Origin of the sequence: Pseudomonas sp. B21128 (genome assembly GCF_044218865.1) — a bacterium.
GTDB classification, from domain to species: Bacteria; Pseudomonadota; Gammaproteobacteria; order Pseudomonadales; family Pseudomonadaceae; genus Aquipseudomonas; species Aquipseudomonas iridis.
The window spans coordinates 3,450,277-3,464,593 of sequence record NZ_CP162590.1 but is presented as its reverse complement, the minus strand read 5'-3'; the positions used below and the strand labels follow the sequence as shown (position 1 = coordinate 3,464,593).

14 protein-coding genes are annotated in these 14,317 nt (G+C 59.9%); 5 read left to right on the top strand and 9 right to left on the bottom strand.

The window, feature by feature from the left end:
* Positions 1-11: 11 nt before the first annotated feature.
* Positions 12-878, bottom strand: a complete 867-nt coding sequence (locus AB4P91_RS15395) for a LysR family transcriptional regulator (protein WP_150688803.1) — start codon at positions 876-878, stop codon at positions 12-14.
* A 100-nt stretch (positions 879-978) separates the two neighbouring features.
* Here AB4P91_RS15395 and AB4P91_RS15390 point away from each other — a divergent pair, with 100 nt between their 5' ends.
* Positions 979-1,875, top strand: coding sequence for a DMT family transporter (locus AB4P91_RS15390; RefSeq protein ID WP_395603129.1), 897 nt, complete (start codon positions 979-981; stop codon positions 1,873-1,875).
* A gap of 162 nt (positions 1,876-2,037) precedes the next feature.
* Here AB4P91_RS15390 and AB4P91_RS15385 read toward each other — a convergent pair whose 3' ends face one another.
* Together AB4P91_RS15385 and AB4P91_RS15380 are read right to left on the bottom strand one after the other, a co-directional pair.
* Complete coding sequence (locus tag AB4P91_RS15385; RefSeq protein WP_150592384.1) at positions 2,038-2,268, bottom strand: hypothetical protein; 231 nt, start codon at positions 2,266-2,268, stop codon at positions 2,038-2,040.
* 92 nt (positions 2,269-2,360) lie between these two features.
* Positions 2,361-3,074: a FadR/GntR family transcriptional regulator gene (locus AB4P91_RS15380; protein ID WP_395603128.1), complete on the bottom strand. Its 714-nt coding sequence runs from the start codon at positions 3,072-3,074 to the stop codon at positions 2,361-2,363.
* A 369-nt stretch (positions 3,075-3,443) separates the two neighbouring features.
* Between AB4P91_RS15380 and AB4P91_RS15375 the strand changes: the two genes are divergently transcribed.
* Together AB4P91_RS15375 and gudD are read left to right on the top strand one after the other, a co-directional pair.
* On the top strand, positions 3,444-4,790 hold the full coding sequence (locus tag AB4P91_RS15375) for an MFS transporter (RefSeq protein ID WP_150598042.1): 1,347 nt from the start codon (positions 3,444-3,446) through the stop codon (positions 4,788-4,790).
* Positions 4,791-4,818: 28 nt separating this feature from the next.
* The gene (gudD, locus tag AB4P91_RS15370; RefSeq protein ID WP_150592387.1) at positions 4,819-6,162 is read left to right on the top strand and encodes a glucarate dehydratase; all 1,344 of its coding nucleotides are present in this window, start codon (positions 4,819-4,821) and stop codon (positions 6,160-6,162) included.
* A 177-nt stretch (positions 6,163-6,339) separates the two neighbouring features.
* Here gudD and AB4P91_RS15365 read toward each other — a convergent pair whose 3' ends face one another.
* Positions 6,340-7,212 carry a LysR family transcriptional regulator gene (locus AB4P91_RS15365; RefSeq protein WP_150592388.1) on the bottom strand — a complete coding sequence of 291 codons (873 nt, stop codon included), beginning with the start codon at positions 7,210-7,212 and terminating at the stop codon, positions 6,340-6,342.
* A gap of 160 nt (positions 7,213-7,372) precedes the next feature.
* On the opposite strand from AB4P91_RS15365, the gene ampC reads away from it, so the two are divergent.
* On the top strand, positions 7,373-8,539 hold the full coding sequence (ampC, locus tag AB4P91_RS15360; protein ID WP_150688808.1) for a class C beta-lactamase: 1,167 nt from the start codon (positions 7,373-7,375) through the stop codon (positions 8,537-8,539).
* Positions 8,540-8,634: 95 nt separating this feature from the next.
* Here ampC and AB4P91_RS15355 read toward each other — a convergent pair whose 3' ends face one another.
* A complete protein-coding gene (locus tag AB4P91_RS15355; protein ID WP_150688809.1) occupies positions 8,635-9,204 on the bottom strand; it encodes a DUF4174 domain-containing protein in 570 nt (189 codons plus the stop codon).
* Positions 9,205-9,410: 206 nt separating this feature from the next.
* On the opposite strand from AB4P91_RS15355, the gene AB4P91_RS15350 reads away from it, so the two are divergent.
* On the top strand, positions 9,411-9,881 hold the full coding sequence (locus AB4P91_RS15350; protein WP_395603127.1) for a GNAT family N-acetyltransferase: 471 nt from the start codon (positions 9,411-9,413) through the stop codon (positions 9,879-9,881).
* Between the two features lie 34 nt (positions 9,882-9,915).
* Here the strand turns inward: AB4P91_RS15350 and AB4P91_RS15345 are convergent, their stop codons facing one another.
* The 4 genes from AB4P91_RS15345 to AB4P91_RS15330 form a co-directional block, all read right to left on the bottom strand.
* Positions 9,916-10,242, bottom strand: a complete 327-nt coding sequence (locus tag AB4P91_RS15345; protein ID WP_395603126.1) for a hypothetical protein — start codon at positions 10,240-10,242, stop codon at positions 9,916-9,918.
* A 9-nt stretch (positions 10,243-10,251) separates the two neighbouring features.
* Complete coding sequence (locus AB4P91_RS15340; RefSeq protein WP_042560052.1) at positions 10,252-11,037, bottom strand: sulfite exporter TauE/SafE family protein; 786 nt, start codon at positions 11,035-11,037, stop codon at positions 10,252-10,254.
* Between the two features lie 1,024 nt (positions 11,038-12,061).
* Positions 12,062-13,276 carry an MFS transporter gene (locus AB4P91_RS15335; protein WP_150592393.1) on the bottom strand — a complete coding sequence of 405 codons (1,215 nt, stop codon included), beginning with the start codon at positions 13,274-13,276 and terminating at the stop codon, positions 12,062-12,064.
* 212 nt (positions 13,277-13,488) lie between these two features.
* The gene (locus AB4P91_RS15330; RefSeq protein WP_150592394.1) at positions 13,489-14,238 is read right to left on the bottom strand and encodes a hypothetical protein; all 750 of its coding nucleotides are present in this window, start codon (positions 14,236-14,238) and stop codon (positions 13,489-13,491) included.
* Between the last annotated feature and the right edge of the window lie 79 nt (positions 14,239-14,317).

The window sequence follows — 14,317 nt, the reverse complement described above, 5'->3', positions numbered from 1 at the left end:
GGCCGCTTTTCTTACGCGATAAACTCTTCGCGCAACATCGCCACAAATGCCTCGCGCGCCGGGTGCACCCCGGCGTTTTCATGCCAGTAAAACAGATTCTCGATGGCCGTCAGTTCGGGGAACTCATAGCCCACACACCCCGCGCCTTTGGCGTATTGCTCGAACACCCCTTTGGGCACCAACGCCACGCCCGCCCCCGCACTGACGCACCCGACAATTGCCCCGTAACTGGCCAGGCTGACAATCGGCAACGCCTGCCCCTGACGCAACAACCAGTGCTCCAGCGCCGCCCGATACGGACAGCCTTGCGGCCACATGAACACGGTTTTGTCCTGCAAATCATCGATGCCGTGCACCGGCCCGAACGACGTCGAGGCAATCAGCAGCAGCTCTTCGCGATACATCGGTGTGCGTTTGAGCTGGGAACGCTCAACGTCCACCGCGACAATCGCGCCGTCGAGGCGATGGTTCAGCGTGTCGTCGAGCAACTGGCCCCAGGTGCCGGTGGTCAGTTCCAGTGCGACCTGCGGAAAACGCTTGTGAAACTTCGCCAGCAACCGTGGCAACCGCCCGGTGGCCGATGATTCGATGGCGCCGATGCGCAGCGGCCCGGACGGCTCGGCCGAGGGATCAACCGCGCGTTTGGCCTCCGCCGTCAGCGCCAGAATTTTTTGCGCATAGGCAAGAAACGTCTGTCCTGCGGGACTGATCCGCAGCCCACGGCCCTGACGCACGAACAGTGCCACACCCAACTCCGCCTCCAGCGCCTTGATCCGCGCCGTGATGTTCGACGGCACGCAGAACAGTTTTTCCGCCGCCCGGGCGATGCTGCCTTCCTCGGCCACGGTCTTGAACATACGGATTTGTGCCAGCTCCATACTCATCACTCTGAGTGAACATTCAGCGCAGTATAAGTCAGTTGTGGCGAATGATTGCGCACCCGGATACTCGGCACATCATGCCTGTTGGTGCTCGATCATGCCGTCCCCTGCTTCGCTGAAAATCTTACTGGCCACGGCGTTTGTCGTCGGCTGCTGGGCGTATTCGCCAACCGGCATCCACATCGGCCTGCAAGCCTACGATCCCGGGCATCTGGCGCTGTTGCGGTTTCTGTTGGCGTCGTTGTTCATGGCGGTCATCGCCGCGTTCAAAGGTCTTCAACTTCCCCGCGTGAGGGACGTACCACTGCTGTTCGCCCTGGGTTTCTTCGCGGTCAGCCTGCATCACGTCGCGCTGAACATCGGCCAGCAAAGCGTCAGCGCCGGGGCGTCGAGCGTGCTGGCGCAATCGAGTCCACTGTTCAGCACGCTGCTGGCGCGTTTTGTGTTCAAGGATCAGGTCAGTGTCTGGCGTTGGGGCTGTGTGTTGCTGGGTTTGGTCGGCGTGGCGATTGTGGTCAGCGGTGATCGTGGTGTGGGTGAGATCGACGCGCATGGCTTGTTGATCTTGCTGGCGGCGGTTTCCTGGAGCATTTATTTCGCCCTGCAAAAGCATCACGCCCGGCGCTATGACGGTCTGAGTCTGACGTGCTACGCGGTGTGGTCGGGGACACTGCTGTTGCTGATTTACTTGCCGGGGTTGAGCGACGCGGTGATGAAAGCGCCGCTGCGGGTGCAATGGGCGGTGTTGGCGCTGGGTGTGTTTCCAAGTGCCCTGGCCTATCTGGCGTGGGGGTTTGTGCTCAGGCATGTGGATTTGAGTCGGGCGACCATGACCCTGTACCTGATTCCGCCAACGGCGATGGGGATTGCGTCGGTGGGGCTGGGCGAGCGGCCGACCCTGTTGATGCTGGCGGGCTCGGCGGTGGTGTTGGTGAGTGTGCTGGCGTTGAATCTGGAGCGGCGGTTTTGGGTGGGGCGCACTGCCGGGGTTTGATCGCTGATATCTACTGTTACTGCCGCCGCCATCGCTGGCAAGCCAGGTCCCACAGGGTTCGGGGTTGTACAAAGGTTCTGCTGCACACCCGCATAACCTGTGGGAGCTGGCTTGCCAGCGATGGAGCAAGCACAGACATCACATCAATCAAAGCCAGATACCTCAGCGCCGATCATCCGACAACGGCGTCGGCTCATCCGCCGGCGGCATTTCTTCATCCGCTGGCGGATCCTTCCAGTCTTCCGGCCGATCGGCGTCACTCAACGGATCGCGCCCCGGACTCATCCCTGGCGGTGCATCGTGATCGCCCAGTGACGGCTCATCGGTGCCGGGCACCGGAAGGGTTGGGTCGGTGGGAAGCACTCCCCCCTGAAACAGCAAGTCGTTAGCCATGACGCACCTCACCAAGGAGGTCCGGAAAACCCGGGCCGTACAGTTTGGAAGCGGCCCCGGAAACGGCGTGCCATCGAACAGACCAACGGCGCTCAACCCTGTGCGAGGAACCGGTCGCGACTGTTGGTCAGATGCAGCCACATGGCTGCCCGCGCGGCATCCGGGTCCTGGCGCTTGATCGCATTCAGAATCGCCTCGTGCTCGAGATTGGCCAGTTGCCCCAGCTTGCTCAAATCCGCCGCCCCGCGCTCGACTGCATTGACCCGCGCGCGCGGAATCATCGCATTGCCCAAGTGCTGCATGATCTCGCTGAAGCACACGTTGCCGGTGGCCTCGGCGATCAACAGATGAAAGCGCCGATCGGCCTCGACGCAGCTGTCGTTATTGGCCAACAGGCGTTGATAGTCATCCAGCGCCTGGCGCATCTGCAGCACTTGCTGCTCGCTGCGGCGCTGCGCCGCCAGCGCCACGGCTTGCGTCTCCAGTCCCATGCGCAATTCAAGAATGCTGCGCACCCCGAGCGCGGTGTCGACGTTCAACCGCAACCCCTGCTCCGGCGCCCGCTCGATCACGAACGTGCCGATGCCATGCCGCGTCTCGACCAGCCCCGACGCCTGCAATTTGGAAATCGCCTCGCGCACCACTGTGCGGCTGACCCCGTATTCCTGAACGATGGAATTCTCCGACGGCAATTTGTCGCCGGGCGACATTTGCCCGAGCTGGATGCTTTGGGTGAGCTTCTCCACCAGGTCATGGGCCAGGTTGTGCGCACGTTTGCGCGCGGGAGCGTCGAGGTTTTCTTGCATGGTCGGTTCCGGTGAACGGGGCTTGCGGATCGTAGCACTGCGGGGATGGGTGACAAGGGTCGATGTTACTCCTCAGAGCCCGATCAACTTGTATGACAACACTCCATTTCTACGAAAAATCCCACTCGTGATTTATGCGTTCCGCTGAAATAAAATGCGGAGCTGTTAAAAACACACGACCGTCCAACGCAAAGAAAACCCAATAGAAACGGGCTTTACGACCCAAAAAAGCATAAGAATTCTGCCTTTCCAAAGAATTTAGTCGGTTCTCCCCACTTGTAGGACAAAAAAATGTAGTTGTATGATGTCTATCAACAACGCAACACCCAGCCCTACCCCGCATAAAAATAATCAGTGGGAGAAAACCTAGTGAAAACCTCCGTCTCCGGGATGAACGAGGGCGTTGATTCAACGCTGGCGTCCGCCATTTCGAAAGTGAAACGCCACGTCTTGCCGCTCTTTGTGATCATGTTCATCGTCAATTACATTGACCGGGTGAACATCGGCTTCGTCCGCACCCACATGGAACATGACCTGGGCATCGGCGCCGCCGCTTACGGCTTCGGCGCCGGTCTGTTCTTCATCGGTTATGCGCTGTTCGAAGTCCCCTCCAACATGCTCTTGCAGAAAGTCGGCGCACGCATCTGGCTGACCCGAATCATGTTCACCTGGGGCGTGGTCGCTACCTGCATGGCGTTCATTCAGAACGAAACCCACTTCTACATTCTGCGTTTCCTGCTCGGTGTCGCCGAGGCCGGGTTCTTTCCCGGGGTGATCTACTACTTCACCCGCTGGCTGCCCGGCGCCGAACGCGGTAAAGCCATTGCGATTTTCCTCAGCGGCTCGGCCATTGCGTCCCTGATCTCCGGCCCGCTGTCCGGCCTGCTCCTGCAAATCAACGGGCTGGGCATGCACGGCTGGCAATGGATGTACTTTATTGAAGGGATGTTTTCGGTGTGCCTGTGCGTGTTCGTCTGGTTCTGGCTCGACGCCAAACCTCACGATGCGAAATGGCTGAGCCGCGCCGAACAGGACGCACTCGTCACCGCCATCGACGATGAACAGAAGGCCCGCGAAGCCGCCACACCGATCCGGCCATCGATGGGCAAACTGCTCAAGGACCGGCAGATCATCCTGTTTTGCCTGATCTACTTCTTCATTCAGTTGACGATCTACGCCGCGACCTTCTGGCTGCCAAGCATCATCAAGAAGATGGGCGAACTCAGCGATGTGCAGGTCGGCCTGTTCAACTCGATTCCGTGGTTGCTGTCGATTGTCGGCATGTACACCTTCGCCTCCCTATCCACCAAATGGAAACACCAGCAGGCATGGGTCGCCGCTGCGCTGTTGATCGCTGCAGCGGGGATGTTCATGTCCACCACGGGCGGGCCGATCTTCGCCTTTGTCGCAATCTGTTTTGCGGCGCTGGGTTTCAAGTCGGCTTCGTCGTTGTTCTGGCCGATTCCGCAGGCTTATCTGGATGCGCGGATTGCCGCCGCCGTGATCGCGCTGATCAACTCGGTGGGCAACCTCGGCGGCTTCGTTGCGCCGACCACTTTCGGTCTGCTCGAAGAACACACCGGCTCGATTCAGGGTGGCCTCTACGGCTTGGCCGCTACCTCGATCATTGCCGCGATCATCGTCTTCTTCGCCCGCACCAAGCCCAGGCCGGCTGCGGATCTTGCTATAGCTGAAACTGCGCCGAAACACGCCTGATTCTGAAAGATACGAAAGGATAAACACAATGAACGCACACGACACCGCCAAAGCGCCGATCATCACTGACATGCAGGTCATTCCGGTGGCCGGTCACGACGGCATGCTGCTTAATCTGAGCGGCGCCCACGGGCCATTTTTCACCCGCAACATCGTCATTCTCAAGGACAACGCCGGCCACACCGGGGTCGGTGAAGTACCCGGTGGCGAGCGCATTCGCCAGACGCTGGAAGACGCACGCAGCCTGGTCATCGGCAGCCCGATCGGCACGTACCAAAAGATGCTCAACCAGGTGCGTCAGACCTTTGCCGACCGCGATGCCGGCGGCCGCGGCCTGCAAACCTTCGACCTGCGCATCACTATTCACGCGGTCACCGGCCTCGAAGCCGCACTGCTCGACTTGCTCGGTCAGCACCTCGACGTGCCAGTCGCGGCGCTGCTCGGCGAAGGTCAGCAACGCGATGAAGTGAAGATGCTTGGTTACCTGTTTTACGTCGGCGATCAGCGCGAAACCGACCTCGCCTACCGCAGCGAGCCGGACGCCGACAACGACTGGTTCCGCGTGCGTCACGAGAAGGCCATGACCGCCGAAGCCGTGGTGCGCCTCGCCGAAGCGGCCCACGCGAAATACGGCTTCAAGGATTTCAAGCTCAAGGGCGGCGTGCTCAGTGGCGACGCGGAAATCGAAGCGGTGACGGCGCTGGCCGAACGCTTCCCGCAGGCGCGCATCACCCTCGACCCGAACGGCGCCTGGTCACTCAAGGAAGCGATCCGCTTGTGCCGCGACCAGCATCAGGTTCTGGCGTATGCGGAAGACCCGTGCGGTGCGGAAAACGGTTATTCGGGCCGCGAAGTCATGGCTGAATTTCGCCGCGCCACCGGCCTGAAAACCGCCACCAACATGATCGCCACCGACTGGCGCGAAATGGGTCATGCGATCCAGTTGCAATCGGTGGACATCCCGTTGGCCGACCCACACTTCTGGACCATGCAGGGTTCCGTGCGCGTGGCGCAGATGTGCCATGAGTGGGGGCTGACCTGGGGCTCGCACTCCAACAACCACTTCGATATTTCGCTGGCGATGTTCACCCATGTTGCGGCGGCAGCACCGGGTGAAATCACCGCCATCGACACCCACTGGATCTGGCAGGACGGCCAGCGCCTGACCAAGGCACCGCTGCAAATCGTCGACGGTTGCGTGCAGGTGCCGAAGGCATCGGGGCTGGGTGTGGAAGTGGATATGGATCAGGTGGCCAAGGCTCACGAACTGTACAAAGGCATGGGCCTTGGCGCGCGGGACGACAGCGTGGCGATGCAGTTTCTGATTCCGGGCTGGAAGTTCGATAACAAGCGGCCGTGCCTGGTGCGCTAACGCTTCACTCACATCACAGATCTCCTGCGCGCTCACTTTTGCAGGAGGTAGGTGATTGCCGATCCGACACATAAACCTGTGGGAGCTGGCTTGCCAGCGATGACGTCAACACGGTCAACATTGAAGTTGACAGACTCAACGCTATCGCTGTCAAGCCAACTCCCACAGGGCCGTGTGCTAGACGGCGATTTGCAGCAGCCAGTTTTTAAACGCATCCATCGCCGCCGTCTCCGGCCGCGACTGCAACCGCGTCAGCCAGTAACTCCCGGTCGTGATCTCGATCGCGAATGGCTGACGAATCGCATCCGCCGCCAGTTGCCTGGCAAACATCAGCGGCGGGGCCAACGCCACGCCACTGCCCTGCAACGCCGCTTCCATCATCGCCAACGACGAGTCGAACATGATGCTTTGCGGCGGCGCGGCCTGTGTCGCCAGACCCGCCGCCTGAAACCACGCTGGCCATTCATCAGTGCGATAGGACCGCAGCAACGTCTGCTGCAACAGATCCCCCGGCGTGTGCAATTGCCGGGCGATCTCCGGCACGCACAGCACTGATAGCGGCGCATCGAGCAAGCGCATGGCCTCGATACCGTGCCAAGCGCCAGCCCCAAAGCGGATCGCATAATCCAGCCCTTCGGCGGCAACGTCCACGCGATTGTTGTTCGTCGACAGCCGTAAATCTATGAGCGGATGTTTCGCCCGGAAGTCCGCAAGCCTTGGCAGCAGCCAACCCACGGCGAAGGTGCCCACCGCGCCGACGGTCAACATCTCGCGATACTGTCCACCGGCAAGGCGTTCGAGAATCTGCGCGATGTGGTCAAACGAGGTGCTTAACACCGGCAGCAACGTTTCGCCCTCACTGGTCAGCATCAGCCCGCGGGGCAGGCGTTTGAACAGTGTTACGTTGAGCTGCGCTTCGAGGCTTTTGACCTGATGACTGACGGCGGCCTGGGTCACGCACAGCTCCACGGCAGCTCGCGTGAAACTCAAGTGACGCGCCGAGGCTTCGAAAGCGCGCAGTGCATTGAGCGGCAATTGCGGTCGAATCATGCCCAGCCCCTAATTTTTCTAATGGCTAATCCGAGATTTCGTCGTTTGTCGATTCAAGTCGGACTGCCTAAATTGTCGGCGCTGATCAGCCGCCCATTACAAAAATCGCCCGCAGTGTAGCGCGATACTATTATCAACACTCATGGAGAGTGGTTCACTTATGTCATCCATCAACCTGACCAAAGCCTTTTCCTGTAGCGCATTCGGACTGCTGTTCGGCGCTGCAACCTGCCTCGGCGCCCCGCAAACGGATGAGCAACTGCAAGCGTTGGTCACAGCCGCCGTCACACCGGTCATGCAGCAACAGAACATCGCCGGCCTGGCCGTTGCACTGACCATTAACGGCCAGCCGCATTACTTTAACTACGGCGTCTCCGCCAAGGACACCGGGCAGAAGGTCAGCGAAAACACCCTGTTCGAAGTCGGCTCGGTGAGCAAGACCTTCACCGCCACATTGGCCGGTTATGCGCAGGCCACGGGCAAACTTGACCTGTCGACCAAGGCCAGCACGCTCTGGCCTGAACTAAAAGGCAGCGCCTTCGACAACATCAGCGTGCTGCAACTGGGCACCTACAGCGCGGGCGGTTTGCCGCTGCAGTTTCCCGCTGATGCGGACTCAACGGACAAGATGCTCGGCTATTACCGGCAGTGGAAACCGGCCTATTCGCCGGGCAGCCATCGCCTGTATTCGAACCCCAGCCTCGGACTGTTCGGCTATCTGACGGCAAAAAGCCTCGGTCAGCCCTTTGCTCAGGCCATGACTGAAACCTTGCTGCCGAAGCTGGGCCTCACGCACACCTTCATTGAAGTGCCCGCCTCCGAAGCGAAGCTCTACGCGCAGGGTTACGACAAGAACGACAAACCGGTTCGCGTCAGCCCCGGCGCACTGGATGCCGAAGCCTACGGCATCAAGACCAGTGCGGCGGATCTGCTGCGCTACGTCGAGGCGAACCTCAAGCCTGCGGGCCTTGAACAGCCGCTGCAAAAAGCCGTCGCCGCGACCCACACCGGTTACTACAGCGTCGGCAATATGACGCAGGGTCTGGGCTGGGAGCGCTACCCCTACCCCATCAGCCTGAAGAAGCTGCAGGCCGGCAACTCGACGCCGATGGCGATGGAGCCGCACAAGGTCAAATGGCTGACCCCGCCACAGCCTGAGCCGGCCAATGTGCTTTACAACAAAACCGGCGCAACCGGCGGTTTCGGCGCGTACGTGGCGTTCGTGCCATCGAAGGATATTGGCATCGTGATTCTGGCCAACAAGAACTACCCGAATGCGGAACGGGTGAAGATTGCGCATGAGATTTTCAGTGCGCTGACCCACTAAAGATCAAGAGATCGCAGCCTTCGGCAGCGCTTTTTTGCAGGCAATAAAAATGGGCGACCTCTAGAGGTCGCCCATTTTTGATTCAAATCGAACCATCAATCATCCGGCATTTCCGGCGGCTTGGTCGGTTTTGCAGGCTTGCTCGGCTTGGCGCCTTTCGCACCTTTGGCCGGTTCAGGTTCGGCAGCGGCCGGGGCCTGGGCTGCTGCGGCGGCGGCCGCTTCTTTCTCGGCCATGGGCATGGCGTCGATGGTGTCGAAGATTTTCTTCAGGTCGATGGCCTTCGCGTCATCCCCCGAGGCGGAGAGTTTGGTTTCGCCGTCCTTGCCCACCAGGAACACTTTCGGATAAGCCCCGGCGCCCAGCTTCAGCGAGCGCAGCAGCGCCATGGTGTCTTGCTGGCCCATATCCTTGCCGTCGAGCTGACCCGACATACTGAGAATGGTGTAAACCTTGATATTGCGATCCGCGACGCCCTTTTTGTTGGCCGGGTCGTCCAGCGACTTTTTCAGATTCAGCCACACGGGGTCGGCGGTGCTTTGCGCGATCACGATCAGCGGTCGGGCGCGGCCCATGTCCCCGGCAATCGGCGAATCGTTGTCAGCGGCGGACAGGGGGCCGGCAACTGCCAGCAAGAGTGTCAGGGTCAGTGACCTGATGAGCATGCGCATCTCCTTTTGATATCCACGCTCTAATGATTGCGCATCGTGGCGATTGTTCCGGTGTTTCCGGCAAATATCTGTTGCCCTGCCAGAAGCTTAGGTCAGGCCCGATATTGCGCAACTGTACAAACGCGATCGCCACGCCGATTTGATTACCGTTCAAGAGCGCATTAGGGTGGCTGTTCTGCTCACGAAATGGAGGTCACCGCGTGCACATTGATTACCTGTGCGATCACCCTGAATTGATCGAAGAACTGGCTGAACTCAACTTCAAGGAGTGGAGTGGCTTTAGTCCCGACGACACCCTTGCTGCCCGCACCGAACGCATGCGTGCTGCGTGCGGCAAAGGTGCGATCCCCAGTGTCGTGGTAGCGATTGAAGACGGCAGGTTGCTGGGCGGTGCACTGCTGATCGACAGCGACATGAAGGTCCGCCCCGAACTCACGCCCTGGCTGGCCGGGGTTTATGTGAAGGCTGAAGAACGTGGCCGCGGGATTGCTTCGCGACTGGTCAAGCGCATTGTTGAAGAGGCTGAGGCGTTGGGCGTGCCGGAACTTTACCTGTACACCGACGCAGCGCAGTCGCTGTATGCCCGGCTGGGTTGGGAGGTGGTCGAGGAGATGGTTTACGAAAATTTGCCGGTGACCGTCATGAAATACACCACGCGGCAACCAACATAAGAAGACATCTGTGGCGATGGGGTTCAGCGCGACATCAGTCCAGCGCCGAATCAAGGGTTGCCAGTAAATGTGCGGGTTCGATCAGTCGCGCGCCGACTCTGATTACCCCGCCGTCCAGATCAATGCTCACCGTCACCGACGCGCGATCGCCAGGGTATTTGCGCAGCAGCAAGTCGATGCCACTGACCGTCTCCTGCGCTGTGCCGATCAGATCCCATAAGCTGTCGGTCAGATCCAGCAACACCTGCTGACGCTGCTGATCAACCGCCCGCGGCGCATACAGCCAATGGCTCATGCGCATCTCGCGAGGTTCGACAGTAATGGCGATACGGCCATCGCAGTGCACAGTGGTTTCGCTCATGGTTGTCGATCAAAACGCCAGTTTATAGCCGATCAATACCAGCATCGTCGCCAGGCAGGGTCGCAGCACTTCGTCGGAGATGCGGCCGGTCAGGTGGCTGCCAAGCCAGATGCCTGGCAACGAACCGATCAGCAAAAAGCCCAGCACGCTCCAGTCCATGTTGCCCATGCTCGCATGGCCGAGGCCGGCGACGAGGGTCAGCGGTACGGCGTGGGCGATTTCGGTGCCGACCAGGCGGCGGGTCGGCAGCAGCGGATAGAGGATGAACAGCGCCACGGTGCCGAGGGCGCCGGCGCCGATTGAGGTCAGGGCGACCATGGTGCCGAGGATCAGGCCAGTGATCACCGTCATCACGTTCAGCCGCGAACCGCTCGGGTTGTAGTTGCCGCCAGCGCGTTTGTGGGCGAATTCCAGCAAGCGTTTCTTGAAGAAGATCGCCAACGCTGTGGCAAACAACACAAAGCCCAGAGCTTGTTTGATGATGGCGTTCATCGCGTCTGGCGCGGTGTGCAGCGTGCTGAGAAACCACAAGGTCATGACCACCGCCGGCACGCTGCCGAGGGTCAACCAACCGGTGATGGCCCAATCGATATTCTTGTTCTTCTTGTGAACGATGACGCCACTGGATTTGGTAATGGCCGCGTACAGCAAGTCGGTGCCGACCGCTGTTGCGGGGTTGATGCCGAACCACAGCAGGATCGGCGTCATCAACGAACCACCGCCGACACCGGTCATGCCGACAATAAAACCCACCACCAGCCCGGCAATCACAAGGCCGAAATTTGCCAATTCCATTAAGACGTCCAGAAAAACGACGGGGAAAATCTGGCCCGCAGCATAGCGATTTTTCTTATAACTACATATATCGATGCGGTCTATCGTTATGCCCAATCCCGCTTTCAGGCTCGAGGGTTTGGGGTATATCCGTTTTTTGGGTGATGGCGACTTAGGGTTCCGCCCTTACGGCGGGTCACTTTTGGCAAACGCCCCAAAAGTAACCAAAAGGTCTGCGCCCTGACGTTCGGCCCTCGCTGTGGCTCGGGTTCCTTCGCTCCGGGATCCATCCGGGGCATCGATTTCGGTTTGCTTCGCTGCACCTCCTTTCGATGTTCCCCCCGGATGAATCCCTCCACTCAGCCTTCCGACGGGCCTTAGAGATCAAGAGCTGCACTCGAGCTAACGCTCATTGTGTTGAGTGGTGGAAGAGCGATGCGGTCGGCTTTTGTTCGGTGTTGGATTCACCCCTCATCGGAGCGCCGCCCGCCCAGCCCTCTCCCCGAGGAGAGGGGGCCGATTTTTGCGCTTTTCAAAATTGGAGTGCGACTCGGTATTGCACGTCGATGTATTTCAGCCAAACACCTCAATCAGTCCCCTCTCCCTCTGGGAGAGGGCTAGGGTGAGGGGCTCTTGATCTGGCCTTTGCTCTTGATCTGGCTTTTGATTTTTTGCCCCTTCGGCAGGCCGAGCGTAGGTGTTCATCCGGGGGTTAGGCGCGTAGCGCCGTGCGGCGAAGCCGCATCCATCGAAAGGAGGTGCAGCGCAGCAAACCGGAGGCGATGCCCCCGGATGGACACCGTAGCGAGGGAACACTGAGCCTAAGCGAAGTGCCGTACGCCGGGGCAAAGCCTTTTGGTTCCTTTTTGGCGTTTGAAAAAGGGACTCGCTGTAAGAGCGAAACCGCCAGCGGCAACACCCGCAGCAACGGATATACCCCCAATCCCGATCCCGATCCCAATCCGGCGTTCAGGTGCTCCACGACCAACGCAACAAGAAAGATCAAAAGATCGCAGCCTTCGGCAGCTCCTGCAGGGTGGCGGTGTCAGTGTTGGCGTCGTCCGGGTTTGAAGCTGTGTGTGCTGTTGATCCACACCGTGGCCAGCGCGATCAGGGACAGAATCAGCAGCGCCCACGGAAACGACATCGCCCCCGCTCGATCCAGCAGTAAGCCGCCAAACAGCCCGCCTCCGGCAATCGCCACGTTCCAGGAAGTCGTCAGCATTGCCTGCACCACATCGACATGATCGCCGGCAGAATCCGCTGCTGCCGTCAGCAACAACGTCGCCGAACCACCGAAGGACAACCCCCACACCGCCATGCAGCCGTAGATCAGCCATGGCGACGGATTCGCCAGTGCCAACACCAGCGCCGTCACGGCAAACACTGCGAGGCTGATCAGAGTCAGCCAGCGCAACCAGCGATCCACGAGCATGCCGATAATCCAGATTCCCACCAGCGAACAAACGCCAAACACCAGCAGCACCAGATCGACACGCCCGGCGAGTCCGGCCTGCATCAAAAACGGAGAAATGTAGGTGTAGAGAATGTTGTGCCCGAGCATCCACGTCAGCACCACCAACAACACCGGGCGCACACCCGGCAGGCGCAGGGACTGCATCAGCGGCAGACGCTCGGCACTGGCCTGCCCCGGACGATCCGGCACCGCCACAACAATCCACGCCGCCAGCACCAGCGCCAGTGCCGACATGATGCCGAACGAGGCGCGCCAACCGATCAGATGGCCCAGCCACGTCCCCGCCGGTGTTCCCAGGGACAGCGCCACCGGTGTGCCGAGCATGGCAATCGCCAGCGCTCGCCCCTGCTGATGCACCGGCACAATCCCGCGGGCGTAACCGGCCATGATTCCCCACGACAGCCCCGCCGCCATCCCGGCGAGAAAGCGCGAGGCCAGCGTCAGGCCGTAATGACTGGAAAACGTGGTGATGGTGTTGAAAAGCAGAAACCCGCCAACCGTCATCAACAGCACCCGGCGTCGTGGCCAGCCACGGGTGGCCACCGTCAGCGGAATCGCCGCAACAATCGAACCCAACGCATACAGCGTCACCAGTTGCCCGGCGAGCACTTCGCTGACGTTCAGCCCGGCACTGATTTGCGGCAGCAATCCGGCCGGCAGGGTTTCAGTGAGGATGGCGATGAACCCGGTCATGGCGAAGGCCAGCAACGCGGCATAGGGCAGTTTGTCGGCGTGGGTCGCGTGGTCGACACGGCTGAAATCGGCGCTTGCGGGGTCGGTCATGACGGATGCAGCTCCATTTGGATCAAAATTAGCGAGTGATTGTATACAAGTTATCCGACCACCAATCAACCCAATACCGCTGACAACACTATCCCCCCTGTAGAAGCTGGCGAAGACTGCGACCTTTTGATGGTGGTTTTTTAGATCAACATCAAAAAGATCGCAGCCTTCGGCAGTTCGTAACTCTATTGGCCAGCCGCGTATCCACAGATTTATTGCACCGGGAGGAAATTGAGGAACAGCAAACTCTGTGCGTAATTGAGCCCGATCCGCCGGTAGCGCTCATCAAGCATTTGCGTCAGCAGATCCAGGCGCGCAACGATTTTGCCGAACTCAACGGCAAAACTCAGGTTGCTGCCCTCCTCCGAGATCTCATTGGAAAACAACAGCGGCTGGCCTTCCTTGTTCTGACGCTGCGACAGAATCCACGTGGCTTTTTCGATGTTGCGCGCCGCGTTATGCACGAACGTCGGGTTGATCGCGTCCGTCATGTAGAACTGGGTTCGATTGCCATGGGCCGTCACCAGCATGCTGCCGATGGCATAAATGAAAGCGCCGACGCGGTCACCACGAAACTCCGGGCTCATCGCATAGCTGAGCGCCGCGAGGTCCTTTCTGCCGCCGAGCACCGGCAATGGTTGTTGCTGCTCGATGGCCAGTCGCACCTGTTTGACGGCGGCGTGAATGTTGAGGAAACCCGACTTGCGCAACTCGTCCGGGTTGCGCAGGTACAGCTTGCCCATCAACCGATAAAGACTGCCAAGATTGTCGCGCATCGCCAGCGTGGCCATCCGGTCGACGCTGGTCTGCAGAAATTCCTGCGGCTGCCCTTCCCGGATCTGGTTAATGAAGCCGTTACCGTCCTGATGGCTGCAACCGCTGAACAGCAGCGACGACAAACAGGCCAGCAGCAGGCACGGGCGACGGATAAATCGGGTGATCAGCTTAAACACTCTCGGCATGAATTCTCGAACAGGCACATTCCTGTGCGGCGGGAGTCACCGCATCCTGGCCATGGATAGAGCCGCCGATTGCGCAAAA